Genomic DNA, 25804 nt, shown 5'->3' with positions numbered 1-25804 from the left:
GTCGCGCCGGCCAATCCGTCCTGGTCGTCGTTCGGCTCAGGCGCGTGGTGCGCCGCTTGCCGCACCAGCATTTCGATATGTCCCGCCCTTGGTGAGCAGCGCCCAGATAATCCTCGCCATCTTGTTGGCGAGCGCGATCGCGATGACCTTGAAAGGCTGCCGCGCTTAAAGGGCGACGAGCCATCGCGGCGCTTTGTCGTTGCCCTTAACGCCGCAAAGACCGACGTCGCGCCACAAACAAGCAGCGAGCGGAGCGTCGGGTTGCCCATTTCGATATGCCGCCGAGCCGCTCCTTGCCGCCGCTCGAATGGGGTTTTGGCGTCATCCCAGCCAGGCGGCGAAGTGACGACCGGATTTGAACCCGTCGGGATCCGGGATCAGCGCTTTGACGGAAGCCGCGGTGATCGCTCCGACGCCCGGAATTGTGGTCAGCCGTCGCATGTCCTCGTCGCGCTTCGCCTCGCCGACTCCCTCATTCGAGCTTGTCGATTTGACGCGTCAGCGCCTCGACCTGACCGGCGATTTCAGCCAGAGCCAAACGAGCGGCTTTTGGCAGGCAAACGTCCGCCTCGTCGCGGACGATCTCGATCAACGCAGCCACTTTAGCCGTGCCGAGGGCGGCAACTTCGACAAATGCCCGCGAAGCGCGTTGATCGCCTGAGTTTGCTGGCGGATCAAAAGGGCGCGCGTCCTCAGCACCATGGCCGCCGCCTGTTGATCAGCCGATTTGATCGGAACGAAACGCATGGTCTTGCGGGTGACGGCTTCGCTGATCGCTTCGGCGTCGGCGGCGTCCGTCTTGCCCCGTTTCACAAAAGGCTTCACACAATCGGCGGGATTAAACGCACGTCGTGACCGAGCGCCGCAATCTGGTGCGCCCAATAATGCGAACCGCCGCACGCCTCCAAACCAACCAGACACGGCGGAAGCTTTTCGAAAATCTGGGGAGAGAGGTCGTATTGCCTCACCCTGGATTGTTCCCGAACGATTTTCCGTTGCCTCACCATAATTTCCCCAGGGCCGGGTTGGGATCAATTCGCCATCGGCTCGATTGGCGGCTCGACGTGCATTGGCCCAAACACCATCGCGTGTGCCTTTTCCTTCCGCCAGATCTTCAAACGGCGCTGCAGCGTGCGCAGAAGTTGATCAGGATATTGCCCCGGCTGCTCCTCCTGCAGGCGCACCAGTAATTCGCGGCTCGTCCGCCAGGGCTCTTCGTCGAACCACGCGCGCAGCCGGCCCGTGACCTTCAGCAGCGGATCCGGTCGCCGACGACCCCGCTTTTGCTTCGGCTTGGCTCTTGCGGCTGGGCGGATTTCCCCCAGTTCCAGGCCGTCCGCAGGCCCGACAGGAACTGATCCAGCGCCAGATCGCTCACCACCAGCGCCGGCGTGCAAGATCCATCAGCAATGTCGACGAGGCGCTGCTGCGCCGATCGCATCTCTCGCAGCAGCTTTACCGGATCCAGCCGCCCCTGTGTTTGCGCCAGCATGGCCCGAACCGGTTCAGCCGTGAGTGGATGTGCCGCAGTCGCTGGCATGGTGTTGCCGCCGGGTGATAGCGCTTGCGCACGCGGGCGCCGTCCCGTTCTTTTCCCGCCAGCTTGAAGGAGGGCTGGAAGAAGTTCACGAACAGCCGCGCCGTTGCGTAGAGTTGTGCCAGAGTCGCAGCGGCTTCAAGCCCCTCCAGCCGGCGATAGTGCGGATTTCGCAAGCCGGACAAGAGTTCCTTTAATTCCCGGACAGCAGTGGAGTGCACCCCTCGACTGAGGCAAATAGATAGGGGACAGTTTCTGAATTACAGGAACTGTAAATGGTTGGAAGAAAGCCGAGATTTAGCGAACAAGTTCTGGGTACTGCGGTCCGGTGCGCCTTGGCGGGACCTCCCCGAGCGATACGGCCCTACAACGGCTTTGTCCGATGGCGGAAAGCAGGTGTGTGGGACCGCCTCATGATCGAAATTGCTAAAGCGCATGACGGCCGGGCGCAGATGATCGACACCTCCATCGTTCGCGTCCATAAGCAGGGCGCGACAGCAAAAGGGGGGATCGAGATCATAGTCTCGGTCGCTCGCGAGGTGGGCTCACATCAAGCATCTGGCTGTGTGGTAATGAGTCTACGTCCTAGGTCGCAACCTATCGGGGCAGCCTGCGGCTGCATACGCGCTCCGCCAGCGCTTGCGAGTTCGGAAGGCATGAAGCCGATATCGACCGATGCCGATGGGCGGCGCATGGGCCGCGTAACGCAGTCGGTGTGACGCGCCTCCTCGGAAGTGCTCTAGCCGCTTCTGGATATCTGCGGGGTTCACGCTGCTGCCTGATTGCCGACCCGGACGGCCTCGTCGAGCGCTCTCCACAAACCGAGCGCGCCATCGCCGACGGCAATATCGGGCGCGATCTTCAGGCCACGCCGCTTCACGTCGACCAGCAACTCGCGCCAGCTCTGCGCGCTCTCGCGAACGCCGGTCTGGAAACCGACGAGTTCTTTCCTGCCCTCGGGCGTGGCGCCGATCAGGACCAGCATGCATTCGGCTTGGTCTTCCATGCGGCCTGCAGGTAAACCCCGTCCGCCACACATAGACGTAGCGCCGCGCCGAAAGATCGCGCTTTTGCCAACGCTCGTAGTCGGCGTTCCACTCCGCCGTCAGCCGAGTGATCACCGAGGGTGAAGGTTCCGCGCGTCCTTGCCCATAAGCGCGCTCAGCGCTTCCTGGAAATCCCCTGTCGAAACGCCGCGCAGGTAGAGAACGGGAAGCAGCGCATCCAGACTCCGCGTCCGACGCGCCCATTTCGGCAGAATCAATGAGGAGAACCGGACCCGATCACCTTGCCATTCGCGCCGCGATCCCGGATCTTCACCCGCCTGACTGGCACCGGCCCGATGCCCGTCTGGATGGCTCCGTTCCGGGCCGTGACCATGCCGGACAATCCGGTCACGGCCATCGGCAAGCTTGAGATCCCGCATCTCGGCAAGAAACGTCTCGGCCTCGATCTCGATCGCCTGCGCCAGCAATTTGCGCGCCCCGGTGCGAAGCACATCGATCAGTGGATCATCAAACTCGTCAGGCTGACGAAGGAGAACAATGTTGATAGTCTCGTTCATGGCGTATCGCTCTCCTCGAGAGGTTCTGGCAGGCTTCATCACCCGCCTCGTACGCCGCTCTCCTCAAAACGTTATCACCCAGTTTCCGCCATAGCTCTAGGCTCAATACTGGCTGTACGTGCAGATCACGGTAAAAACGCGTCTTGATGGACCGTTAGCCAGCCGGAGGCTGCCCATCTGCTGGATGCAGTCCGCCCCCCGGGGAACACGCCATCCCACATCTCTAACTCAGAATTATCAACCTCATCGGGGGATTAACATGCGTATCGTTCGACGGAATGATTGGGCATAATCTGCGGCATTAAAAATCAGGGTGCTGAAAAGGCGGGGAATTTGCGCCATGTCGGCACCGATCTTGCCTCCAGGAGGAAGTTGACCGGTCAATTCCGATGGTTGTTGCCCTGCCGAAAAAGCCGCCAATCTTGAAGTAGCCTGCTACACTCCCGCTTCGAGCGCAGCATCTCCGCTACTCAGCCCTGCGTCGATTGTCCACCAGATCTAATTACATCATGCGCCGCCACATGAGCCACCCTCCAGACCGTGCCGATCGCCGCCTTCGATCGGTTGCAACAGATCCTTCAACTTAATTTACAGACTTTTTGCGACCGCGGTGAACTGAAAAGGGTATGTTCACCGCATTGTTCAAGGCCCGCACGGCCAAGAGCTGCGCCGAATTATCCCAGGATAGCCGCACAGCACGAAATATTGGAGGTCGAAACAAGTGGCAAGAAGAGCGCTCATCTTCATTGAATCTTCAAGTAATGGTTCCCGATACGTCAAAGCGGCTAAGAATCTTGATCTTTTACCATTTGTTATGTCATCTGATCCAACTCGGTACGACTATCTTGCGGCGGAAGGCATAGAGGCGATATGTGTGGATACAGACAATCTCGATGCGCTAATCCGCGAATGTTCCCGCCTGGCTGAGAACTATGACATTGCCGGCATTACCGGCTTTCCGAACCCCGGCGAATGGGTCTATGCGACAGCTGGCAGGCTCTGTCGGCATTTCGATCTACCTGGACCGAACCCGGCATCGATTGAACAGTGCTCCGACAAATTTATTCAACTTCAGCTTCTTGCGGAGGCTGGCGTTCCCCTCCCTCTTTATCGCTTGGCAGCGGATGCGGCGGACGTTAAAAGCGCCGCCGCCGAAATCGGCCTGCCGGTGGTTCTTAAGCCAGCGGTAGGCAACGCCAGCAGCGGGGTCCGGTTGTGCCGAAACGTCGATGAGTTAAAGGAACATACGACTTATCTATTGGGTGGGAAGCACGTATGGCGGTTTTCACCCAGGATCCTGGTCGAAGAATTCGCGCAAGGTCCCTACTATTGCTCCGAGATAATGGGAGATGAGGTCATCGGGATTTACGGCGGTGAGGTCGGCCCCGAGCCGTACTTCGTCTTTCGTGAATACACCCTACCGGCCCTACTGACTGATGAAGAGCAAGAGCGGATTGTTGAACTTTCCCTGACCTGTTTGCGCGCTCTCGGCCTTGGTTGGGGACCCACCTGCATAGAATTCCGTTGGACGAACCGTGGCCCTGTGGTTATTGAAGTTAACCCGCGTCTTGGTGGTGTGCCCGGTCCTCAACTGGTTCAGCTCACTTACGGGCTCGATCTCGTCACCGAGCACATCAAGCTTGTCATCGGCGAGGAATCGAATTTGCGCAGAATGCATTCGCGCACTGCGGCCGCGCGTTTTTTGATACCTGATCGCGATGGCACTCTCGATTGGATCAGTGGCGACAGTCGGGCGGCTGCCATACCGGGGGTAGCCGAGGTCACGTTTTATGTTGAACCCAAGACGCCCATCGTTAGGAAAGGCGATCTCGGAGACTGGATCGGATGTGTCATCGCCGCTTCAGCCACCCGTGCGCAGACCGAGGCGATACTTCAGGAGGCTGTGGACTTAATCGGCTGGTCGATTGCACCATTTCCGACCCCTTAGTAAATAGAAGAAGCTAACGTCCGCGCACCATCGAAATAAGAGGCATCGTAGCCCCGTCGAGCGCGGCGGGGTACTGAAGGTGTTTGTCTGCGTTTTCTTTGCGGACCTGCATCGTGCTTTCTTGGCTGGAGAAAGTCCCATATGATACTTCTTTCCACCCGGTGTGTGAATTCCAGCGTTGCGCAAGGGCCGGACAGTACCCGGCCCTATCGCAACGTTTCAGGCCCGCAGTGCGCCAGACTTCTTAGCCGTCCAGGTGGCGATATAGTCCATCAGTCCTGGATTGAGGCAATCATAAGGTTCGAGCCCGATCGACTTCAGCTGTGACCTTATGCCGTCCATGCGGCTCGGATCGACACCGGATTCAATGATCGACGAGACAAAGGCGGTGAAGCCCGGCGGCGACCAGCCGTCTTCCTGGAAGCGTTCCGGATGGATGAAGGACAGGCCCTTGAACGGATGGTCGCGCTCGACCGGGCCGTGCATGTGGACGCCGCAGCCCGTGCAGGCATGGCGCAGGATCAGCGCGCCCGGATCGACCACCTTCAGCTTGTCGCCGTTTTCGGTCACGGTCACGTCGTTTGTAGCGGCAACCGCCACGACCGAGAACAATGCGCCTTCCGGCTTCCAGCATTTGGTGCAGCCGCAGGCATGGTTGTGGGCGATCTGGCCCTTGACCTTCACCTTGACCGGGTTGCTGGTGCAGGCGCAGACCAGCGTGCCGCCGGCAAAGTCGGGCTTTTCCCGTGGCAGTCCATTGTCGATTTTAGGATGCAGTTTTTCCGGCATTTTGTCTCCTCCCGTGTTGAGCATCTGCATTTTTCGGCCGCTGGCTGGTTAGCCGGCGGCTTTCTCCTCCTCAGTAAACCACCACACTCCTGATCGACTTGCCTTCATGCATGAGGTCAAAACCCCTGTTGATGTCCTCGAGCTTCAGCGTGTGGGTGATCATCGGATCGATCTCGATCTTGCCGGCCATGTACCAGTCGACGATCTTCGGCACGTCGGTGCGGCCGCGCGCGCCGCCGAAGGCGGTTCCCATCCAGGTGCGGCCGGTGACCAGTTGGAACGGCCGCGTCGAGATCTCCTGGCCGGCACCGGCGACGCCGATGACGACCGACTTGCCCCAGCCGCGATGCGAGGCTTCCAGCGCCTGGCGCATCACCTTGGTGCTGCCGGTGCAGTCGAATGTGTAGTCGGCGCCGCCGATCTGGTCGGCGCCACGCTTGGTCATGTTGACGAGGTGGGGCACGACATCGCCGTCGATCTCCTTCGGATTGACGAAATGCGTCATGCCGAACCGCTCGCCCCATTCCTGCTTGTCGTTGTTCAAATCGACGCCGATGATCATGTCGGCGCCGGCAAGTTTCAGGCCTTGGATCACGTTGAGGCCGATTCCGCCGAGGCCGAAGACGACGGCGGTGGCGCCGATCTCGACCTTGGCGGTGTTGATCACAGCACCGATGCCGGTGGTGACGCCGCAGCCGATGTAGCAGATCTTGTCGAAGGGCGCGTCGGGGTTGACCTTGGCCAGCGCGATCTCGGGCAACACGGTGAAGTTGGAGAAGGTCGAGCAGCCCATATAGTGAAAGATCTTGTCCTTGCCGATCGAGAAGCGCGATGAACCATCGGGCATCAGGCCCTGGCCCTGGGTGGCGCGGATGGCCGTGCACAGATTGGTTTTTCGCGACAGGCAGGAATGGCACTGGCGGCATTCGGGCGTGTAGAGCGGGATGACGTGATCGCCCTTCTTGAGCGAGGTGACGCCCTTGCCGATATCGACGACGACGCCGGCGCCCTCATGGCCGAGGATGGCCGGAAACAGACCTTCCGGATCGGCGCCCGACAGCGTGAATTCGTCGGTGTGGCAGATGCCTGTCGCCTTGATCTCGACCAGAACCTCGCCCTCACGTGGGCCGTCGAGGTCGACCTCCATGATCTCCAGCGGCTTTCCGGCGGCGACAGCGACAGCGGCGCGGGTTTTCATGATTTATATCCTTAATCTTGGCTACTGGCTTGTTCGCTTCGACATGTCATGTGACTGACTAACACGGATGTCTCTTGGGGTCCCTGATCAACTGATATCAGCTAATTGCCGGCAGCGTTTCTGCAAAAGCTGCCTGGGCACGGAACAGGCATACTCACATTGCAAATATGAGCAACTTGGTAGATCTCCTCGTTTGTCTCAGCCAGCCACCGTTTAACCCACGATTTCTTTGCTGGCGATTTTCTTTTCGATCTGTTTCGTGGACAGTCCCTTCAAAGCCCACGCCACCGCGTGCTGGCCTGTGGCGTCCAGGACATGGTTGTTACCGAGAGCTTCGGTTCGGATGAGAGTGACATCGTGGCCTAGCGCCTTCGCAGCCTGATAGTAGTCCTCCAGGTTCAAAAATAGCGCTGACTCATCCTTTTCATCACCAATGACAAACAAGCGACGGCGAGGATTCATCGCGATCTTGGACAGATGCGCAACCGGGTCATAGATATTATCCGCTCCATCGTACCCACTGCGCTCCAGGCTACCCCTGCGCAGCCCATCCAGGGACAGGCAAGCGGCTGAAAATGCGACACATTCTACGTCCGGAAATTGCGTCAGCAAATAACTGGCTACACTACCGCCGCCGGACTGTCCCGCAAATCCGTAACGCTTGATATTATGGCGTGCGATAAGCTGTCGAACAGCCCCCGCAACGAGCTCCATCTCGCGCATCTGGCGAGCCAAACTGTGTTTGCCCGACGACCCATAGAGTCCCGGCCGGGCGATCTTGACGAACGGCATTCCGAGCGAAGACGCTGTCATATTCGCATAGGTCTGCTGCCTCGCAACGCTGTTGTCCTCGTACCCCGCAGGTTCTCCAAACCACAAGCGATCGCCATGTATGTAGAACACTGCCATTGGGGTCCGATTGGACAAACCGGACGACCAGTGGCGGATACAGTCGCCTATTCCCTCGACCTCAACCCAAACACCATTGCCGTACGCCAGACACTCAGCTTCAGTGCAAGCGGGCACGCCCTGTGCCACGCTGGCGACAGAGAATATCTCATCATGCAACGCTAACTGAGCTGAAGTAGACATGATGCTGCCTCTTGGTATTATGGACGCCTAGGCGTTTAGGAGGGCCGATATATTGAAATCAACCTCTTGAAGACGCCGTCTGGTAATGTCCTTACCGCCCGCCAGAAGGCGGCGCGCTGCCATGTGGTCTCGGGGACGATTAACGCTTTCAACGCTGACGCAGACGTCGTCGCGGAAATGAAACACAGAAACATCCGATTTCTCTCCGCGCCGCGATTCAGAATGGGTCGTCTCGCTAGATAGACCCGCAATCTGGATTTTCGACTCGTACTGATCGGACCAGAACCAAGGTACGGCGTGGTAGACTTTGTCTCCTCCAGCTATCGCGTTGCCGGCTATGCGGGCCTGATCGATCGCGTTCTGCACCGATTCAAGGCGGATCCCCGCGCGGTTGAACTCACCAGCGAACGTGGCGCAGTCTCCCGCTGCAAATACGTTGCTCTTGGAGGTGCGCGACCTATTGTCGACAATAATCCCGTTTCCCACATGCAACTCGAGCTGCTGCGCGAGCTCGAGATTGGGCTGAGAGCCGACCCCAACAACGACGATATCCGCTTTCAGGATCAAGCTGTCGTCCATTTCGAGACGATTGATCTGGCCGCTGGGGCCAATGATCGGGCGCACCTTACGGGAAGTGATTAGGTTCACCCCGTTTTGTGCGTGAATTGCCGACAGCAATCTCGAAAGTTCCGGGGATACCGCGCGAGCCAGAACCCGGTCCGCAGCTTCCACTACCGTTACGTGTTTGTTTTGCCGAACAAGGGCAGATGCGACTTCGAGACCAATGAACCCTGCGCCGATAATCACTACCTTTTCCGCACCAGGGATTGCCAAGCGAAGATTTCGGGCATCTGCAACGCTGCGAACGTAGTGCAGGTTGCCGGGGCATGTTTCGAGGCCGGGCAGCGTGCGCGCACGGGCGCCTGTTGTCAGGGCCAGGGTGTCGAATGGTATGACAACGTCGTTGGACAGGGTGGCACGATTCCCACGCCCGTCAATCGCGACGACTTTCGAGCCCAGCTCTACTTCAATGGCCTTGTCCCTGTAGAAGGCTTCTGCCCTTAGAGGCATGAGCTCCTCACCAGGGTCCTTGAGATAGGACTTGGAAAGGGGCGGCCTATGGTATGGAAGGTCGCCTTCATCACTAACGATCAAGATCTCTTCCGCATAGCCGCTCTCACGCGCCTGGCACGCCAACTCGGATGCGGCGTATGAGCCCCCGACTATCAGTAGTCTCTTTCGCATAAGGCGTGCTTCCGCCGTCGTTGGATTGCTGCAAAAAAGGGCCGCAAGAGGTGATAGGCTTGCGCTAGAATCCGGAACCAGGTGCCAGCCTCACGGTCAAACCGTCGAGATCTTCAGTCAGCTTGACTTGACAAGAGAGTCGAGAGTTCTCCTGCCGCTCTTCAGCGATGTCCAGCATGGCATCTTCAACATCGCTGACTGGCTTTAGCTTGCTGGTCCATTCATCTTCCACATATACGTGGCACGTCGCGCATGCCGCACAGCCGCCGCATTGGGCCGTGATGTTGAGGCCTGCATCGCGGATAACGCTCATAAGAGTTTGTCCGGCTACATCACGGATTTCGACTCTTGCGCCGCCCTGGTCGTATACGACTATTCTCACCCTGATTTACCTCAAAATAGAACGTTGAGTGGTCCGTAGGAACGATGGGAATAGTTCCTAAAGCGTGGCGGCTCCATGGACGGATCAAGCCGTAGCTCGGGAAGCCGTTCGATAAGGCCCTTCATGCCTTCACGCATTAAAAGCCGGGCAAAGTGCATGCCTGCGCAGAGCCGCGGGCCAACGTTCAGGGCCAGATGGTCATTCGGCGCTTTTCTGGTGAGATCCAGGGCGTGTGGACAACTATAGTGTTCCGGATCGCGGTTCGCGGCCGCGTGCAGATTGCAAATCACGTCGTCCTTCTTCACCGAAACACCCAAGACCGATACGTCGTGGTTCGCTACGCGGAAGCGCCATTGCACGGATCCCAAAAGCCGCAGGGTCTCTTCCACGAAGACGTTGAGGGTTGCTCCCTGATCGTTTGTGATTGCACGCCGGGCTTCGGGATTAGTCAGATAAAGGTAGACCGCGTTGGCAATGGCATTTGCCGTCGTTTCTCCTGAGCCAATGGCAGAATCTCGTGTATTATGGAGAACTTCCGTTACCCCGAGGCCAGGATAATCTTTCTCACCCTGCGACCAGAGCAAGCTTATGAAATCGTCTCCGCGCTTGTCTTTTCGTTCCAGGACGAGGGGAAGGAACAGCTCGTTCAGCTTGTCCGACGCATGCTGAGCTTTTTGCATCAATTCGCCGCCGGCATTTTTCATACCGATCCAAGCCACGATATCCTTGTGCCACTCCGCAACCTGCGTGACGAGCGCATCGTCCTTCCACGGGAGCCCGAACATTGAGGCCATTACCCGCTCTGGAATGGCCTGCGCATACTCAGTGACGAGTTCAGCACCGCCCCTTTTCTGGAAGCGGTCTATCGCATCGTTGATAACGGGCAACACGTGGTCAACTCGGTATTTTGTCATGGCACTGGGGCTGAGAAGCTTGAGATAAACCCGCCGCATGGCCGCGTGTTTCTCACCGGTCATCACCGATACGCCGGTCGCCCCGCCATTGATCTCGAGCGTCTTCGGCGATGCGTCGACGTACATGATCCGGAAAGTTTCTTCATCGGATTCCGTAATTTTGCAGGCATGGTAACTGACGGCGAGCCAGCAGTTCATGCCGGGGTCCCACACCAAGGGGCCGCGCCTCCTGAGTTCATCGTAACTTGGGAACGGGTCCACGTCTGCCAGCGATAGCATCGACCAATCGGGGGAAGAAATCGGCGTCAAGGCAGGTGTCATGATGGCGTTCCTTGATCAAAATAGTGTCTTATCGGTTCCAGGTTGCGAGAGTATCCGTACACCAATCGCGGGATGCTTTCGGGAGAACGGCTCCAAGGGTGGCGTTGAAGCTGCGCGTACGCTGCTGTTCGCCCGACACAACCACGCACCACGTTTCCACCTCTAACGCCCCATGCATTGCCAAGCCGTCACAAGCCCGCCCTAGGGCTCTCAACAGGCGCTACGTAGCTTCGTCTGATCGCTAGGCACGATCATGGGGAAGCGTGACCAGGTGCAAATTAGGCCATGCATGGCCTGCATACGTGTCAAAAGATGATGCCGGTTGAAATAGGCTCTGCATAGTCTTGCGTGGCATGAAACGGATCTACAGGAGGGACCGTCCAGCGAAGTTAAAGGCAAAGAGCGTTGGCCGCTTCTCGAGCCATTTTGAGCCCGCGTCAATCATTTTGGGCGAGGCCGATCCTGATCAGATGGCTTCCTTTACGGCGCGAAGAAACTGCTGGGTCCTCTCCCTTTGCGGGTTTGAGAATAACTCTGCTGGGGTACCTTGTTCCTCAATCTTGCCGCCGTAGAAGAAACACACCCTGTCAGAAATATCGCGGGCGAACCCCATCTGATGCGTCACCATCAGCATGGTCAGGTTATGTTCCGCGACGAGCTTCCTGATGACGTTAGTGACCTCACCAATAACTTCTGGGTCAAGCGCGGATGTGACCTCGTCAAACAGCATAACCTTCGGTCGCATTGCTAGCGCGCGGGCGATTGCTACGCGCTGCTGCTGGCCGCCTGACAGCCTCGAGGGGTGCTGATCCATTTTATGAAGCATGCCGACCATTTCGAGCAACTCGACACAGCGGTCGCGAGCCTCGGCTTTTGGCATGTTTAACACCTGAACCGGGCCCTCCATGCAATTCTCCAGGGCAGTCATGTGGGGAAAAAGATTGAAATGCTGAAAGCACATGCCGATATCGGAGCGGCGGCTGCGAATGTATTTTTGACTAGCCGGGACCAGCACTCCATTCTTTTCCATGTGGGTCAGGGGCTTTCCATCGACGTAAATACATCCTCCATTGATTGTCTCCAGTGTCATCAAGACTCTCAATACGGTTGTCTTGCCTGATCCTGACGGGCCTACGATGGTGACCGTTTCTCCTGCCGCCACATCAAGGTTCAGGTCTTCAAGCACAACGATCGGCCCGTAGGCCTTTCGCACCTTTCTGAAACTCACGACGGGCGTGGTATCGCCAGTGAGTTGCAGGGGCATGTTCATAAGGTTGGTCATGTTAAGTTCCTAACCTATGGCGGAGATACCGTTCCAATAGGTTCACCAAGCCGGCTGAAGGCAATGAAATCGCTAGGAATATCACTCCGACCGAAGTGTAAGGCTCTAGGAAACGGTAATTCTCGGTTCCAATAGCGTTGGCCGTGTGCATCAGCTCTGCGACACCTATCACCGAGAGCATCGGGGTGTCTTTGAATATACCAACCAGATAGTTACCCATTCCTGGAATGCAGAGCGGGATTGCCTGAGGGATGACGATTCGAACATAGGTCTGTTTGGTGGACATGTTCAGCGCGGTTGCCGCCTCCCATTGCCCATGGGCGACCCCTTCGATCCCGCCGCGATAGACTTCGGACAGGTAGCAGGCATAGTGGAGCCCGATGGCTAGCATCCCTGATACCCATGGACTCAGCCGAACTCCAAATTGTGGGGCAACGTAGAAAACAAAAAAAACCTGAACGAGGAGCGGTGTCGAGCGGATAAACTCTATCAGTTCACGAATGAGCCAACGCAGGACTGTAGCATTGCCACGCTGAACAAGGGCAAGTGCCAGACCCAGCACCATAGCAATAGCATAGCCGGACAGTGCGGCAATGAGGGTGTTGCCCGTGGCGTGTATCAACCGCGGTAAGATTTGCCAGGTGAAATCCCAGTCCCATTTGAACATGACTCAAGCTGAGCCCAACTTGGAGCGCATTCGCTTCTCGAGACTGCGCATACCGGGAGTCAGCAAGCATCTCGCCAATATGTAGTAGATGACCAGCGCTGCGCCGAAAACCTGGGCCGACAGAAATGTCTGGCCGTTGATCTGCTTGGCTTCGAACATGACGTCCGAAACCGATATTAGGGACACGAGGGCCGTGGCCTTCAACAACTCGATCAAAAGATTGCCCCAGGCCGGCAATGCAATCACCAGCGCCTGGGGGAGGATAACGCGCCGCATCCGCTGGGCTGGAGCCATATTGATGGCCAATGCGGCTTCCCACTGCCCCCTTGGCACTGCAAGAACGGCGCCCTTAACCAGTTCGGCGCCGTAAGCCCCGATGTTCAAGCCAATCGCCAAACACCCTGCGGTAAACTTCTCGATTGTAAGGCCGAAGAGCGGAAGCACGAAAAAGATCCAGTAGAGCTGGACCAATAGGGACGTGCCTCTGAACAGTTCGACGTAGCAAACGGCGACCGCTCGCAGAAGGGGCGTTGGCGCAAGCTTGCAGAGGCCTGCGATCATCGATAACGCGATGCTTAGAACCGCCGAGCATGCAAAAATAAGGATCGTCACCCAGGTGCCTGATAACAACCGGGGCCAGTACTGCGCAAGAAACTCTAGAAAACCCATAATCTATCCGCTAGCAGGACCGGGATGCGGGCTCCCAGCGGGTGCCCGCATCCGCTGTACCTTACCGGTTTGAGCAAGCCCACTGGGTCGTGGTGGGACCCGGAAGATTAACCTCGGACAAGCCGTACGGCTTAATGGCCTCGATCATCCGAGGAGTCCCAACGTATCTTTTCAAGGCCTCGTTGAACTTGGCCAAGAAATCAGCGTCCTCGGTGCGAAACCCAATGCCCACCCAGTTCTGTGTCCATTCGGGCAGGTCCGCGGGGTTTGTAGCTTCAAACTGGCCGTTCGACCCATCCGCCATGGACTTCACTTCGAAATAGGTCATACCGCCGGCGTCCGCGCGGCCCGATTTGACCGCGGCCAGGACCTCAGACGGTCCTGGCACCTGTGTTATCTGGTCGTCGCTCACGCCTTCCTTTTTTGCTGCCTCGATCAGGTTTGCGCCTGAATAGGTGACGAATGCAGCGTTCTTCTGAAGGATATCCTTGTAGTTGTGGATGCCCTTGGGATTTCCGGCGGGCACCAGAAACGCATCACCGGTCTTCGCAATTGGCTCAGAAAACGCAACGTTCTTGCAGCGGCTTCCCAGGATGTACATTCCACCCGTGATTATGTCATAGCGGTTGGCCTGCAGGCCGGGGATAAGGCCGCCCCAATCGGTAACGGTGGTCTCGAAATTGGTCAGGCCCATGTCTTTCAAAATGCCGAGCGCGACGTCGTTCACGAACCCCTTTGGCTGGCCCTTGTCGTCCGGAAAGGCATAGATCGGCACGTTAGAGAACCCGATCCGGATCGGCTGACCGGCGCTGATGCGGTCCGAAAGTGGACCTGCAGTTACCGTGTAGGCGCCTGCGAACAAGGAAATACCGGCTGCTAGAATGGCTGTTCCCATTTTGGTTTTCATTTTGCTACCCCTTACTGCCACGATTGATCGTGGTTGATTGCGGCTGCCTGTGGCAAAGATGCAACCGACCGTACTTGCGCATCATGGGGCACTCTTTGCATGGTATTTCGCCAAATGTGCCGGATGGGCGAAACGTTCCAACCATAAGTCCAGCTTTTTTGAAATGTTAGCCATCTTTTCCAAGGGCAGCCTCCACGACGTTCACCCAATAAGCCACGCCGTACGGGATTGCGTGATCGTCAAAATCGTAAGCGCCATTGTGCAAAGCGGCCGAAGGGCCATTGCCGATGAAAATGAGGGCTCCTGGGCGTGCCTGCAGCATGTAAGCGAAATCTTCTGCAACCATGGCCGGCCTCAATCTGTCGTCTACCGCTGCCGCGCCGGTGCCTTGAGCCGCACGGATGGCAAGAGCAGTGGCAGCGCTATCATTCACTGCCGCTGGAACCGATCGGCGGTACCGGTAGGCAATGCCGCCCCCGAAAGCTTGCGCGATTTTCCGCGCAACGAGCTCGATCTGGGTCTCGGCGAAGTCACGCAGGGAAGGGGCCAATGCGCGGACGGTTCCAGCCAGTTCAACTTCGTCGGCGATCACATTGTAAGCATTCGAGGCCCTGAGTTTCGTGACGGAAATTACCAGCGACTCGATTGGATCGGTGCTGCGCGACACAAGTCCTTGCAGGCCAGTGATGACTTGGGCGGCGATAACGACCGGATCGACCGCAAGGTGCGGGGCTGCAGCGTGCCCGCCGCGACCTTTTACAACGATATCGAAATCATCTTGGGAGGCCATCATCGGGCCTGCGCAGATCGCGAATTTGCCTACATCGATCCCTGGCCAGTTGTGCATTCCGAAGACCTGGGAGATGCCAAAACGGTCCAAAAAGCCGTCTTCGACCATCTTGAGCCCGCCCGACGGCAATTCGACCTCCTCGGCCGGCTGGAAGATAAGCGCGACGGTGCCTCTGAAACTCCTTCTTTGGGAAAGGTACTTTGCAGCACCAAGCAGCATCGCCGTGTGGCCGTCGTGACCGCAGGCGTGCATCTTCCCGGGGGTCCTCGAGGACCAATCCTTTCCAGACACTTCATGGATGGGCAAGGCGTCCATATCTGTACGGAGGCCGATAGTCGGCCCGTCGCCGCCTTCGCCCTGGATGAAAGCGACGACGCCGGTGCCGGCTATGCCGGTTTCGATATAGTTGATTCCAAAGGACACCAACTTTTCCGTGACGAAACGTGCCGTCTCATGCACAGCGAAGTCGAGTTCGGGGTTTTGATGAAGATGCCTGCGCCAAGCTGTAGCCTCGTCGGCCAGATGATAAAACTTCTGGAACATGCTGACTCCATTCATCGGCGCCTGTCGTCCTACGGAGCGCCATGTGGCTGGCATTGTGCAGATTTACAGGAAACATTTGGGATATTTTGGTCAAAACACGCATTGGGATGAGAGGAAACGATCACGCTTCCATCACGATTGCAATGATGGCTCCATTTGCATGGGGTAGCGTTTCGTTACGCCTCCGATCTTGCAACGAGCATTTCGGATCGCTAATGCCACATGATGGTTTCGCATCTGAGGTGCAGGGATGATAGATGATCTTGACCGCCGGATACTCGGGGCGCTTCAGAAGAACAACAGGCTGTCGTTTGCCGAGCTTGCGGACCTCGTGGGTTCGTCTGCTGCCTCATGCATGCGCCGGGTCAACAGGTTACGCGCCGACGGGGTTGTGACCGCTGATATCTCCTTAGTCGACCCCAAGGCGCTCGGGAAGTCGTTGACAGTGGTCGTCACCGTAGAACTCGACCGTGAGCGTTTGGACCTCGTCGACGACTTCAAGCGAGCGATGAGGACGGCAAAAGAAGTCACTCAATGCTATATGATCACAGGCGATGCCGACTTCGTTCTTATTGTAGCGGTGGAGGACGTCGAGGCCTTCGACGTTTTTGTAAAGACCAAACTCTACACAAATCCCAATGTGCGCAAGTTCAAGAGCATGATTGCGTTGGACCGAGTTAAGTTTGAGCCCCGGGTTCTAGTGTAGACACTTCAAGGCTGAACGTTTCCACCACTCCCACCCGGTTTTTGAAGCGTGCATTTCGGCCGGCGCGCCACTTTGATCGCAATCAGCGCATCGAAGTCTGCGATTTAATTGGATCGCGGGGTGACCCGTGGTCGGACCAAAGGGCTTATGGCCCCGGTCGGGTCGACACCGGCACGCGCCGCGTGCTGGGTGGTCCGAGGTGCGCCAACATTCGAACTGCTGGGACGTGGAGCCGCTGGGCGGTCTCGCGGCGGTAAATCGTGATCGGGTGTGCGAAGCGCCTGGATTGAAAGATTTGGAGGACTCAGGAATGACACTTGCTGCAGCCGAACCTGCAACATCTCTCCCGACCATAGAGCAACGGCACCTGGATCAACGACAGTATCCTCATGGCGTAGCCTTCATGGACGGTCAGTACCTGCCGATGTCCGAAGCCAAAATATCCGTCTTGGATTGGGGCTTTCTGCATTCCGATGCCACCTACGACACCGTCCATGTATGGAACGGACGGTTCTTCAGGCTGGACCTGCATCTGGAGCGGTTCTTTCGCGGCATGGAAAAGCTCCGCATGAAGCTTCACTACAACCGCAGTGAGATCGAGAAGATTCTGTCAACCTGCGTGGCGCTATCTGGTCACAAGTCGGCATATGTCGAAATGGTCTGCACGCGAGGTGGCTCGCCCACCTTTAGCCGTGACCCGCGGGAATCGGAGAATAGGTTTATCGCATTCGCGGTGCCGTTCGGATCCGTCGCGAACAAAGAGCAGCTTGAGCGCGGCCTGCACGTCGCCATCAGCAACACCGTTCGGATTCCGCCCAGGTCGATCGATCCGTCCATCAAGAACTATCACTGGCTCGATCTGGTGAAAGGCCTGTTTGATGCGTATGACTACGGTGCCGAAACTGCATTGATTGTCGACATCAACGATCACATTGCCGAAGGGCCTGGCTTCAACGTTTTCATCGTCAAAGCCGGCCGTCTAAAGACCCCGGCTTATGGCGTCCTTGCCGGCATTACCCGGCAGACCGTATTTGATCTATGCAGCGAACTGGGCCTCTCTGTCAGCGCCGGCGACATTGATCGCGACGAGCTGAAGGGTGCCGATGAGGTTTTCATCACATCCACAGCGGGCGGGATCATGCCCGTGTCCAAGATTGACGAAACCGTGATAGGCGGCGGCAAGGTCGGTGGACTGACGTGCCAGCTGACACATCTGTATTGGGAGAAGCATGCCGACCCCGCATGGTCGACCCCGGTAAATTTCGGATAGTGCCGCGATATTTGTCGAAAAAGCCTTCCCATTGGGGAAGGCCGTGTTGCCGTGAGTTTGCCGATGTCCGACGCTTTCATCTTGCATCTCTCCAACGGACTCGCCGGCCTGAAATCAGCCGGGCTCTACAAGTCCGAGCGGGTGATCAGCTCGACCCAATCGGCCGAGATCGAGGTCGGCGGCGAGAAGGTGCTGAATTTCTGCGCCAACAATTATCTCGGCCTCGCCGACAGCCCTGAGCTGCGCGAGGCCGCCAAGCAGGCGCTCGACCGCTATGGCTACGGTATGGCCTCGGTGCGCTTCATCTGCGGCACCCAGGAAGAGCACAAGGAGCTCGAAGCCACGATTTCCGCCTTCCTCGGCATGGATGAGACCATCCTCTACGGTTCCTGCTTCGACGCCAATGGCGGCCTGTTCGAGGCGCTGTTCGGTGAGGAGGATGCAATCATCTCCGATGCGCTGAACCACGCATCGATCATCGACGGTGTGCGGCTGTCGAAGACAAAGCGCTTCCGCTACGCCAACAACGACATGGCCGAGCTCGAGGCGCGCCTGAAGGATGCGAAGGATTGCCGGTTCCGGCTGATCGCCACCGACGGCGTGTTCTCGATGGATGGCATCATCGCCAATCTGAAGGGCGTCTGCGACCTCGCCGACAAATATGATGCGATGGTCATGGTCGACGACAGCCATGCAGTCGGTTTCGTCGGCAGGAATGGCCGTGGCTCGGCCGAACATTGTGGCGTCGAGGGCAGGGTGGACATCATCACCGGCACGCTCGGCAAGGCGTTGGGTGGCGCGTCCGGCGGCTACACATCGGGCAAAAAACCGGTGGTCGACTGGCTGCGCCAGCGATCGCGACCCTATCTTTTCTCCAACACGCTGATGCCGGCGATTGCCGGTGCCTCGCTGAAAGTGTTCGAGCTGATCCGGCATGGCGACGCGCTACGCGAGCGCCTATATGCCAATGCGGAACGCTTCCGGTCTCAAATGGGTAGGCTGGGCTTTACGCTTGCTGGTGCCGATCATCCGATCATTCCGGTGATGCTGGGCGATGCCGCCCTTGCGCAGGAGATGGCGCAGCGAATGCTGAAGCGCGGCATCTATGTCATCGGCTTCTCATTTCCTGTGGTGCCGAAAGGCCAGGCGCGGATCCGCACTCAGATGTCGGCTGCGCATTCCAGTGCGGACATCGACCATGCGGTAACGGCGTTTGCGGAGGTAGCTAAGGAACTTTCGATCATATGATCGGTGGTCTCTAACTACCTCTTCGGGGAAAGCGCAAATCGTCAGCGTCTCTTCCCCATCAACATATCTGCGCTAGCTGCTTCGGCGCCCGATCTGTGAGCAGTTGCGCCTTTCCTTCAGTAACCACGACTGTTTCCTCGTGCAGCACGATTTTACCTGGCTCGTATTCCAAGGCAGGCTCAATGCAGAGCACCATGCCTGGCTGCAACACTGTCTCGTCCTTCAGTCGAATTGACGGGGGCTCGGTCAGCCGCAACCCAAGGCCGTGCCCCATGCGTCCGTTGCTGTTGAGGTCCGCACCACGCGAAGAGAGTGCCTTGGCCATCTGTTCAAAGACAAATCCGGCAGTAAGCCCCGCTCTTACCGCTTGAAGCCCAGTCTCGTGCGCTTCCCAAACCTTTTCCTGAGCATACCGTAGGGCATCTGTAGCCCTGCCAATCTGGTAATTGCGATCGTAATCGCAGAAATACCCGTCGAAGGTCGTGCCTGTGTCGATGAAGAGCAGGTCGCCATCAGCGATGGGCCGGTCCCTTGGGCCGCCCGTAATCTCGAAAGGCCCTCCGACATCGGATCTGCAAATGAGGGTTGGGATTGCGCCGGCGCCGCCAGCATTGAGGCGACCGCGGAATTCCCGAAGGATCATACGCTCGGTATCGCCGACCTTAACGAAATCGGGCACCTGGGCGTATACGGCACCTGCGATGTCGATGGCCTGTTGGATTTTGCTGATCTCGGCCGGGCTCTTGATCATGCGAAGCTGCCAAATGAGGCTTGCGCCATCAATAATCTCGACGCTTTTCAGACCGCCGCTGATCGCATTCAATTGCGTTACCGGCATTCCCAGTCGCAGTTCGAAACCAAGTTCAGCTCCGACGCGTCCGTGTCGGCGGGGTAGGCCCGATATCGCCTCGACAACAAGAGATGTGCCCTCGTCTTCTGGGCGAGGCGAAGGCCAGGATCTGATTTCCTTGACCCACGTCTTCTCGATGATAGCCCTTCCGATCTCCGGAATGATTGCGAAGGGCGCACCGGTAGCAGGGATTAACAGGAACCAAGGTCGGGTATAGCTCTCCCAGAATGTGGAATCGACACCGATGAAGTAGCGGATGTTGTCCATCGACGTGAGCAACAAGCCGTCTAGGCGATGTTGACCCATTAACCGCTGAGCCCGGGCGACCCGTTCTTCGAACTCTGTCGGCGCAAAGCCGTAGGAGGCTTCCTGATCCATCTCTAACCCTGTTCCCAAACGTTTTGCGCCGTGACAGCAGCATTTAGCCACCAACCTAAGGGCAACCAGTGCGCGGAACATTTCAAAATAGGGCCAGAGGCACAGGCCCTATTGCAAATGTGCCCTGATTGGCCGCCAGATCTCCGATCTCTGGCCCGGCAAGATCGAGGCGCTTCGCTGGTTGCCTGAGTCAGGCCGCCTGTGCATTCAAACCGCTAATCTCGATTGCTGCCAGGGCCACGGCTTCATCGTTGTCAGATGTTTCTCCGGTAATCCCTCCCGCACCCAGCAATCGACCGACCCGGTCTCGCACCAGGACACCCCCGGGCACGGGGACAATCTTGCCGCCTGATATAGCGGTCAGCCCGGCTACAAAGTGAGGGCGGTCTGCGGACGCTTGGTTGAGCCAGCGTGAACCGAATCCGGCGGCCAACGCACCGTAAGCCTTCCGAATGCAATCTCAAAGCGGAGCATTGAAGCACCACTTGCTTCTGGAACGCGACCAAGTGGTCGCCAGTATCGAGAACCGCAATGCTCAGGGCTTCAGGCCCTTACCGTTTGCTGTAAAGCACGCCTGACTAATGATTGAATTGGCAAATGTCAATGTCAGTTTGGTCATCTGTAGTCCCTTGAGCTTGATAACAGAGGCGGCTCTATGCCGCCAAACGTGCATCGACCGGAAGATCCGTAGCCACAACTGTGGCCAGCGTCGCCGACGTAGCGGCAGAAAGCGTCCACCCTAGGTGCCCGTGACCCGTATTATAGAACACGCCCGGAACCCGGCTCTTGCCGACCCGTGGCATCATATTTGGCATCATCGGTCGAAGCCCCGCCCATGGCACAACGTGCTCAGTTGCCACTTTCGGGAACATCATACGCGTCCAGTCTACCAAAGGTCTGATGCGATCCTCACGGATGTCGAAATTGACACCATTGAACTCTGCGGTGCCTGCTACGCGCAGGCGCGCTGCGCCGAGGCGGCTGGTCACGATTTTTGCGCGGTCGTCCAGAATACTTACCCAAGGTGCCAGATCTGAGGCAGACCTCTCCAACCCCACCGTAATTGAATACCCTTTCACCGGATAAACGTTGACGCGATCCCCGAACATCGCAGCGATATCGCGACTGTTCGTTCCCGCACACACTACAATGCCGTCGGCTTCCAGCGTCTGATCGGCGCCACCGGTCGTATAAGCGAGGTCAAGGCGATCCCTGCGTCCAATCCGAGTTACCGCAGCATCATAGATGAATTGGGCACCACGCTTTGTGCAGGCCTTCTCCAAGCCCGCGCAATATTTGTGGATGTCGCCGGTAGAATCCGAAGGGGTGTAAAATCCTCCATAAAAATTACCATGCAGGGCAGGTTCAATGCCGGCTATTTCGCCGGGCGTCACCGATCGACGATCGAGGCCGCCCTCGTTCAACATCTCGTTCACCTTCAACGCATGATCGAAGGCGGCTTTGTCCCAACAGACATGCAGAATCCCGCGACGGACGTGATCAAAATCGATCCCTTCTCGGTCAGCGATATCGAAGAGGTGTTTACGGGCCGCGATAGCCAAACGGGTCGTTTCAATGGTGTTCTCGCGATATCGCGAAATATTGGACACGAATTCCAGCAGCCAGGTGTACTTGTGCCATGACGGAGTGGGGTTCATAAGAAGCGGCGCATCCCGCCGAAGCATCCACTTGATCCCTTTGAGGATGGTGGACCAGTGATTCCAGACTTCTGCATTGCTTGCGGACAGCTGGCCACCGTTGGCGAATGAAGTTTCCATCGCCGCATAGCGCCGCCGCTCGACCACAGTTACGTCGTAGCCTTGCTCTATCAATGCGTAGGTCGTCGACACGCCGGCAATTCCGGCGCCGATGACAACTATTTTAGGCATTCTAACCTCCGAACGGTGCAACGGGTGCGAGGCTGGCCCGCGGCGAATCCCCAAATCTGTCTCGGGTACCTGAGAGCTTGCTGCGTCGGCGTCGGCATTTCGCCGATCTCTCCCGCTGTGCCTGATGAACGGTGGAGCTATACGATGATAACTCTTGCCATAGATCGCCATTTTCTCAGGTTAATTGAAACATACGGACCATTTTTGTGGATTTCTGATCGAAACCCATCGAGAGATGACTGACCCAATCAGACAGGGCGGCTTGGCCTAGACCAGCCACTCCGACTGGGGTCAATTAGCACCTCAACGTGGGTCTGGCCGCGGAGGTCGGCGCTGGCTCCTGGCCACCGAGGAACACCGATAGGCCGGCACAGCGGGCCAGCGAAGTTAGACTTCAAGCTGCGCGACATGCGAGATTTCGCGGTATTTTCTGTGACAGCGCTGCGCAGACCCGAATGTCGGAAGATGATAGACATTGGCGGGGAAGTGAACAGATCGACGATGGGGTTTTGGATAGAGACGAACCGCTGAAGCTGGCGTGGTGACTGGAAGCGCTTCGTGATCCGTTCTCGTCGTCGCACAGGCAGGCGGGAGTTTTCGGCCAATTGTCAAGCAACGTTGTGCCGGTGATGTTCGACCTCCGACAAGATCTCTATGCCGGCGACGGCAGAGGAGCCGAGCTTGTCGGTGATCATCACGCGCAGAGCATGGCCCTGCTTTTTCAGAGCCTGCGCATCAGCTGCTTTGCAGCCTTGGCATTTCTGCAGCTTTGCACCAGAACGTCGAGGACAAAGCCGTTGTATCGACAGCCAGCCAAAGCCACTCCTTCTCGACCATTTCTGTGACATGCACGATGCAGCCGGCGGCGTCGGTTCTGTCGCCTCGCCTCTACCGATGTCGATCCAATGGCTCTTACCGTCGACGGCGTCGACGATCATGTAATGGCGGTCATTGATCTCGTCGGCCAGTCCACGCGCGACAACGCGACCGACGAGAGACTGGACGGGCTCGCCGGCTCGATCGTGGATCACCCAGTCGGCGGTACTGCGGGCAAGCCCCTTGCCGGTCAGTTCGCGGTGCATGGTCTTGATGATGTCCGCCGCGTTCGCCGGTGCGGCGCAGCGTGGCTTCGAGCTCATCGTCGAGGCATCCGCTCGAGCTTGCGCAGCCGTCCCTGGTGCAGCGTCTGGCGAATGGCGTCGGGACCGCCCGGCGAGACCAGGCCGTCATCATCACGCATGCTGAGCAGCCGACGGTCGATGCTGGTGAAGCGTTCCTGCTCCATTTCCCGGCGCAGGCGAAGCTCAATCTCGCGGTCGGTTCGCGGACCGAGATCGAGGCTGACCAGCTCGGCCGCCCGCTCGCGGATGCCAGATGAGATATATTCGCGCGCGATGACCAGGTTCTCGCCACGGTCGTCCCTGCCTCGGACGATGATGTGGCTATGGGGATGGCCGGTATTGAAGTGATCAACCGCGACCCAGTCGAGCTTCGTGCCGAGGTCTTCCTGCATCTGCGCCATGAGCCGCCGCGTCAGCGGCTTCAGGTCTTCATACTCGATGCCGTCTTCGGCAGCGACGATGAAGCGGAATTGGTGGCGGTCGCCGTCCGCGCGATCGATGAACGCCTTGCCGTCGACGCGGTCGCTGTCGGCGCCGTAGAGCTCGCCAGGCGCACCTTCTCGGGTGACGCCGTCGCGCTGAAGATAGCGTAGATGGGCACGCGCCCCGTCCGCGCCCTTGCCGGCGAGCTTGACGATCCGCGCCTTGACGATCACCCGGCGCTGGCGGAAGGCGGCATACCGGTCGCGCGATTTCAGCAGCTCCGCAGCCGCCCCGCCACGCCCTGTCCGGCTGCCCGTGAAGCGACCGCCGGGCTGGGGCTGGCCGCCGGCTCGGTTGACGGCTGCCCGGACTTGACCGGCATAGCGTTTGCCTGCCTTCGAGCCGCGCGACCCGATTTTGCCGAGCTTCGGCCTGAACTCGTCATCTGCCATGCGACCTCCCAGACATATCAAGCAAAATCAGACACTTACACGTCAAACCCTCTTGGCACCGGCGGCAGCCTCCTGGAAAAACGATGTGCAGACAAAGACTTAGCCGCCTCCTGGAGGCGGTGCCTTTATCTTGCCTTACGCGCCCAGCCCCCCAGCCCCGGTAAGCGTCCGGTCCCTGCACATATCTGAGGTAGTGCAATCTCGCGTCATGTCGGGTTCCTTCTTGTCGAGGAGGATGATCTGCGATGGCGCCCCGCCGCTCCTGGGACAAGGCTGACAACCCCTACTGGCGCACGCATGTCGGCAGCTGGTTTCGCAGCTCTCTGGAGGCGGAGGAATATTGCCGCCGGCACAAGCTTTCGACGGTGACCTTCGAGCGTTGGGCGCGCCACCTGCTGACGCCGAAAGACCTGCGTAAACGTGCGGAATATCTGCGGGAATTGTACGCGGAGAAGCAGAAGAAGCGCGCCAGGAATGCGCCTCGGCGGAAGCAAAACGCGCCACCTCGCCGCCGCTACGGCGCGCGCACGGACCGCGGTCCGCTTGCGCTGCATGCGTTCTGGGGAATGCATGTGGAGGCGATGAATTGGAGCGGCATGGGGCTCGCCGAGTATGCGGCGGCGCTCGATCTTTCGCCGCACGCGCTGCGCAGATGGCGCGATCGGTTCGAGGAATCCGGCACTGAAATGGACTGGCGGTCGCTTCTTCATCCGAGTACCCGGGCCCAATTAAGCAGCGCTGCTAATTGCGTACGGCGCAAATACCGCTTGACGCCTGGGGCTGCGGACGGTCGCTCGAACCGGCGCACCTTCACCAACGAGCAGAAGCGGGCGATCGTCGCGGAGACCGAGAGGCTGGCGTCGCCGTGGCGCAGGTCTGTCGCCGCCACGGCATTGCCACCAGCATGGCCTTCCGCTGGCGCGAAGAGTTCGGCCTGACTGCCCGCAAGGCGCCGCAACTGGCGATGGTCGCGCTCGCCGACGGCGCGGCGAACGAGTTGCCGGCACTCGCGGCGTTGCGCGATCTCGTGCAGCCGCCGGACGGAATGGTGGCAATGGAACTGGATATGGACGGCGCGTGTTCGCGCCGGCGGGCGCGACCACGGCCGCCGTGAAGCGGCAGCTCACTGGTAAGGAGAAGGCGTCATGATTGTCGTTCCGGCCGGCGTGAAAGTGCATCTGGCCTTGGGTCACACCGACATGCGAAAGGGCCTCGATGGCCTCGCGACGCTGATCCAGGAACACCTGAAGAAGGATCCGTTCTCGGGACATCTGTTCGTCTTCCGCGGCAAGAATGCCTCGCTTTTGAAAATCCTTTTTTGGGATGAAACGGGGCTGTGCCTGTTCACCAAGCGCATGGACCGCGGACAGTTCATGTGGCCGCGCCTGGCTGAGCCAGGCGGCTCGGTGACACTGTCGCCAGCGCAACTGGCGATGCTCATCGAGGGGATCGACTGGCGCACGCCGGAACGCTTCTGGCGACCGATGCTGGCGGGCTGAAATCGCCTCGTCGATTGTCGCGGAAAAGCCCGGAAAGCTTGGGTTTTTAGGCTGTTTATGATAGATTCGATCATGTTGATCGATCTCGAAAATCTGCCTTCCGACCCGCAGATTTTGCAG

At 58.3% G+C, this 25804-nt stretch carries 20 protein-coding genes and 6 pseudogenes; 8 read left to right on the top strand and 18 right to left on the bottom strand.

What is annotated here, in order from left to right; translation table 11 throughout:
• Positions 1-36 precede the first annotated feature (36 nt).
• Positions 37-1007 (bottom strand): annotated as a pseudogene (locus EOD15_RS01200) (IS110 family transposase).
• A 24-nt stretch (positions 1008-1031) separates the two neighbouring features.
• Positions 1032-1698: pseudogene (locus EOD15_RS01195) on the bottom strand (transposase); the annotation flags it as partial.
• Between the two features lie 148 nt (positions 1699-1846).
• Between EOD15_RS01195 and EOD15_RS01190 the strand changes: the two are divergent.
• A pseudogene (locus tag EOD15_RS01190) lies at positions 1847-1938 on the top strand (IS5/IS1182 family transposase); the annotation flags it as partial.
• Positions 1939-2336: 398 nt separating this feature from the next.
• Here the strand turns inward: EOD15_RS01190 and EOD15_RS01185 are convergent.
• Positions 2337-3140, bottom strand: a pseudogene (locus EOD15_RS01185) (transposase); the annotation flags it as partial.
• 682 nt (positions 3141-3822) lie between these two features.
• On the opposite strand from EOD15_RS01185, the gene EOD15_RS01180 reads away from it, so the two are divergent.
• Complete coding sequence (locus EOD15_RS01180; RefSeq protein WP_127309747.1) at positions 3823-5049, top strand: acetyl-CoA carboxylase biotin carboxylase subunit family protein; 1227 nt, start codon at positions 3823-3825, stop codon at positions 5047-5049.
• A 219-nt stretch (positions 5050-5268) separates the two neighbouring features.
• On the opposite strand, the gene gfa is transcribed toward EOD15_RS01180, so the two are convergent.
• The 11 genes from gfa to EOD15_RS01125 form a co-directional block, all read right to left on the bottom strand.
• Positions 5269-5838, bottom strand: coding sequence for an S-(hydroxymethyl)glutathione synthase (gfa, locus tag EOD15_RS01175; protein ID WP_127309746.1), 570 nt, complete (start codon positions 5836-5838; stop codon positions 5269-5271).
• Between the two features lie 70 nt (positions 5839-5908).
• A complete protein-coding gene (locus EOD15_RS01170; RefSeq protein WP_127309745.1) occupies positions 5909-7036 on the bottom strand; it encodes an S-(hydroxymethyl)glutathione dehydrogenase/class III alcohol dehydrogenase in 1128 nt (375 codons plus the stop codon).
• Between the two features lie 213 nt (positions 7037-7249).
• Positions 7250-7945, bottom strand: a complete 696-nt coding sequence (locus EOD15_RS01165) for a hypothetical protein (RefSeq protein ID WP_127408240.1) — start codon at positions 7943-7945, stop codon at positions 7250-7252.
• A 210-nt stretch (positions 7946-8155) separates the two neighbouring features.
• On the bottom strand, positions 8156-9373 hold the full coding sequence (locus tag EOD15_RS01160; protein WP_127309743.1) for an FAD-dependent oxidoreductase: 1218 nt from the start codon (positions 9371-9373) through the stop codon (positions 8156-8158).
• 64 nt (positions 9374-9437) lie between these two features.
• A complete protein-coding gene (locus EOD15_RS01155) occupies positions 9438-9755 on the bottom strand; it encodes a 2Fe-2S iron-sulfur cluster-binding protein (RefSeq protein WP_127309742.1) in 318 nt (105 codons plus the stop codon).
• 11 nt (positions 9756-9766) lie between these two features.
• On the bottom strand, positions 9767-10990 hold the full coding sequence (locus EOD15_RS01150) for a cytochrome P450 (protein WP_127318481.1): 1224 nt from the start codon (positions 10988-10990) through the stop codon (positions 9767-9769).
• A 466-nt stretch (positions 10991-11456) separates the two neighbouring features.
• Positions 11457-12272 carry an ectoine/hydroxyectoine ABC transporter ATP-binding protein EhuA gene (gene ehuA, locus EOD15_RS01145; RefSeq protein ID WP_127309740.1) on the bottom strand — a complete coding sequence of 272 codons (816 nt, stop codon included), beginning with the start codon at positions 12270-12272 and terminating at the stop codon, positions 11457-11459.
• A gap of 1 nt (position 12273) precedes the next feature.
• Positions 12274-12939, bottom strand: a complete 666-nt coding sequence (gene ehuD, locus EOD15_RS01140; protein ID WP_127309739.1) for an ectoine/hydroxyectoine ABC transporter permease subunit EhuD — start codon at positions 12937-12939, stop codon at positions 12274-12276.
• 3 nt (positions 12940-12942) lie between these two features.
• A complete protein-coding gene (gene ehuC, locus EOD15_RS01135) occupies positions 12943-13608 on the bottom strand; it encodes an ectoine/hydroxyectoine ABC transporter permease subunit EhuC (RefSeq protein ID WP_127318483.1) in 666 nt (221 codons plus the stop codon).
• A gap of 61 nt (positions 13609-13669) precedes the next feature.
• Positions 13670-14515 (bottom strand): transporter substrate-binding domain-containing protein, encoded by an 846-nt coding sequence (locus EOD15_RS01130; protein ID WP_127309737.1) that lies wholly within the window; start codon positions 14513-14515, stop codon positions 13670-13672.
• Positions 14516-14681: 166 nt separating this feature from the next.
• A complete protein-coding gene (locus EOD15_RS01125) occupies positions 14682-15848 on the bottom strand; it encodes an amidohydrolase (RefSeq protein WP_245463537.1) in 1167 nt (388 codons plus the stop codon).
• A gap of 250 nt (positions 15849-16098) precedes the next feature.
• Between EOD15_RS01125 and EOD15_RS01120 the strand changes: the two genes are divergently transcribed.
• The 3 genes from EOD15_RS01120 to EOD15_RS01110 all read left to right on the top strand — a co-directional run bounded on the left by EOD15_RS01120 (position 16099) and on the right by EOD15_RS01110 (position 19072).
• Positions 16099-16554 (top strand): Lrp/AsnC family transcriptional regulator, encoded by a 456-nt coding sequence (locus EOD15_RS01120; RefSeq protein WP_127309735.1) that lies wholly within the window; start codon positions 16099-16101, stop codon positions 16552-16554.
• 310 nt (positions 16555-16864) lie between these two features.
• On the top strand, positions 16865-17824 hold the full coding sequence (locus tag EOD15_RS01115; RefSeq protein WP_245463536.1) for an aminotransferase class IV: 960 nt from the start codon (positions 16865-16867) through the stop codon (positions 17822-17824).
• Between the two features lie 63 nt (positions 17825-17887).
• A complete protein-coding gene (locus EOD15_RS01110; RefSeq protein WP_127318487.1) occupies positions 17888-19072 on the top strand; it encodes a glycine C-acetyltransferase in 1185 nt (394 codons plus the stop codon).
• Positions 19073-19130: 58 nt separating this feature from the next.
• On the opposite strand, the gene EOD15_RS01105 is transcribed toward EOD15_RS01110, so the two are convergent.
• From EOD15_RS01105 to EOD15_RS01090, 4 genes and pseudogenes are all read right to left on the bottom strand, one after another.
• Positions 19131-20300, bottom strand: coding sequence for a Xaa-Pro peptidase family protein (locus EOD15_RS01105; protein WP_127318489.1), 1170 nt, complete (start codon positions 20298-20300; stop codon positions 19131-19133).
• A 190-nt stretch (positions 20301-20490) separates the two neighbouring features.
• A pseudogene (locus tag EOD15_RS01100) lies at positions 20491-20919 on the bottom strand (heme-binding protein).
• A 34-nt stretch (positions 20920-20953) separates the two neighbouring features.
• Positions 20954-22189 (bottom strand): D-amino acid dehydrogenase, encoded by a 1236-nt coding sequence (locus tag EOD15_RS01095; protein ID WP_127309732.1) that lies wholly within the window; start codon positions 22187-22189, stop codon positions 20954-20956.
• An 863-nt stretch (positions 22190-23052) separates the two neighbouring features.
• Positions 23053-24185: pseudogene (locus EOD15_RS01090) on the bottom strand (relaxase/mobilization nuclease domain-containing protein); the annotation flags it as partial.
• A gap of 245 nt (positions 24186-24430) precedes the next feature.
• Between EOD15_RS01090 and EOD15_RS01085 the strand changes: the two are divergent.
• The 3 genes from EOD15_RS01085 to tnpB are packed head-to-tail and all read left to right on the top strand — an operon-like array spanning position 24431 to position 25684.
• Positions 24431-25123: a hypothetical protein gene (locus EOD15_RS01085; protein WP_164762578.1), complete on the top strand. Its 693-nt coding sequence runs from the start codon at positions 24431-24433 to the stop codon at positions 25121-25123.
• Positions 25090-25299: a hypothetical protein gene (locus EOD15_RS36210; protein WP_346016453.1), complete on the top strand. Its 210-nt coding sequence runs from the start codon at positions 25090-25092 to the stop codon at positions 25297-25299. The genes EOD15_RS01085 and EOD15_RS36210 overlap by 34 nt, the downstream gene beginning before the upstream one ends.
• Before the next feature lie 31 nt (positions 25300-25330).
• Positions 25331-25684: an IS66 family insertion sequence element accessory protein TnpB gene (gene tnpB / locus EOD15_RS01080; RefSeq protein WP_127318491.1), complete on the top strand. Its 354-nt coding sequence runs from the start codon at positions 25331-25333 to the stop codon at positions 25682-25684.
• The last annotated feature ends 120 nt before the right edge of the window (positions 25685-25804 follow it).

This window comes from Mesorhizobium sp. M7A.T.Ca.US.000.02.2.1 (assembly GCF_003996995.1).
Lineage (GTDB): Bacteria > Pseudomonadota > Alphaproteobacteria > Rhizobiales > Rhizobiaceae > Mesorhizobium.
The sequence above is the reverse complement of the archived record's forward strand: the minus strand, read 5'-3'. Positions and strand labels throughout refer to the sequence as shown.

What these genes read in the sequence shown, in the direction of transcription:
- gfa (WP_127309746.1), bottom strand. Translation starts at nt 5,838, where the DNA reads ATGCCGGAAAAACTGCATCCTAAAATCGACAATGGACTGCCACGGGAA.
- EOD15_RS01170 (WP_127309745.1), bottom strand. Translation starts at nt 7,036, where the DNA reads ATGAAAACCCGCGCCGCTGTCGCTGTCGCCGCCGGAAAGCCGCTGGAG.
- EOD15_RS01165 (WP_127408240.1), bottom strand. Translation starts at nt 7,945, where the DNA reads ATGGCAGTGTTCTACATACATGGCGATCGCTTGTGGTTTGGAGAACCT.
- EOD15_RS01160 (WP_127309743.1), bottom strand. Translation starts at nt 9,373, where the DNA reads ATGCGAAAGAGACTACTGATAGTCGGGGGCTCATACGCCGCATCCGAG.
- EOD15_RS01150 (WP_127318481.1), bottom strand. Translation starts at nt 10,990, where the DNA reads ATGACACCTGCCTTGACGCCGATTTCTTCCCCCGATTGGTCGATGCTA.
- ehuA (WP_127309740.1), bottom strand. Translation starts at nt 12,272, where the DNA reads ATGACCAACCTTATGAACATGCCCCTGCAACTCACTGGCGATACCACG.
- ehuD (WP_127309739.1), bottom strand. Translation starts at nt 12,939, where the DNA reads ATGTTCAAATGGGACTGGGATTTCACCTGGCAAATCTTACCGCGGTTG.
- ehuC (WP_127318483.1), bottom strand. Translation starts at nt 13,608, where the DNA reads ATGGGTTTTCTAGAGTTTCTTGCGCAGTACTGGCCCCGGTTGTTATCA.
- EOD15_RS01130 (WP_127309737.1), bottom strand. Translation starts at nt 14,515, where the DNA reads ATGAAAACCAAAATGGGAACAGCCATTCTAGCAGCCGGTATTTCCTTG.
- EOD15_RS01125 (WP_245463537.1), bottom strand. Translation starts at nt 15,848, where the DNA reads ATGTTCCAGAAGTTTTATCATCTGGCCGACGAGGCTACAGCTTGGCGC.
- EOD15_RS01120 (WP_127309735.1), top strand. Translation starts at nt 16,099, where the DNA reads ATGATAGATGATCTTGACCGCCGGATACTCGGGGCGCTTCAGAAGAAC.
- EOD15_RS01115 (WP_245463536.1), top strand. Translation starts at nt 16,865, where the DNA reads ATGACACTTGCTGCAGCCGAACCTGCAACATCTCTCCCGACCATAGAG.
- EOD15_RS01110 (WP_127318487.1), top strand. Translation starts at nt 17,888, where the DNA reads ATGTCCGACGCTTTCATCTTGCATCTCTCCAACGGACTCGCCGGCCTG.
- EOD15_RS01105 (WP_127318489.1), bottom strand. Translation starts at nt 20,300, where the DNA reads ATGGATCAGGAAGCCTCCTACGGCTTTGCGCCGACAGAGTTCGAAGAA.
- EOD15_RS01095 (WP_127309732.1), bottom strand. Translation starts at nt 22,189, where the DNA reads ATGCCTAAAATAGTTGTCATCGGCGCCGGAATTGCCGGCGTGTCGACG.
- EOD15_RS01085 (WP_164762578.1), top strand. Translation starts at nt 24,431, where the DNA reads ATGGCGCCCCGCCGCTCCTGGGACAAGGCTGACAACCCCTACTGGCGC.
- EOD15_RS36210 (WP_346016453.1), top strand. Translation starts at nt 25,090, where the DNA reads ATGGCCTTCCGCTGGCGCGAAGAGTTCGGCCTGACTGCCCGCAAGGCG.
- tnpB (WP_127318491.1), top strand. Translation starts at nt 25,331, where the DNA reads ATGATTGTCGTTCCGGCCGGCGTGAAAGTGCATCTGGCCTTGGGTCAC.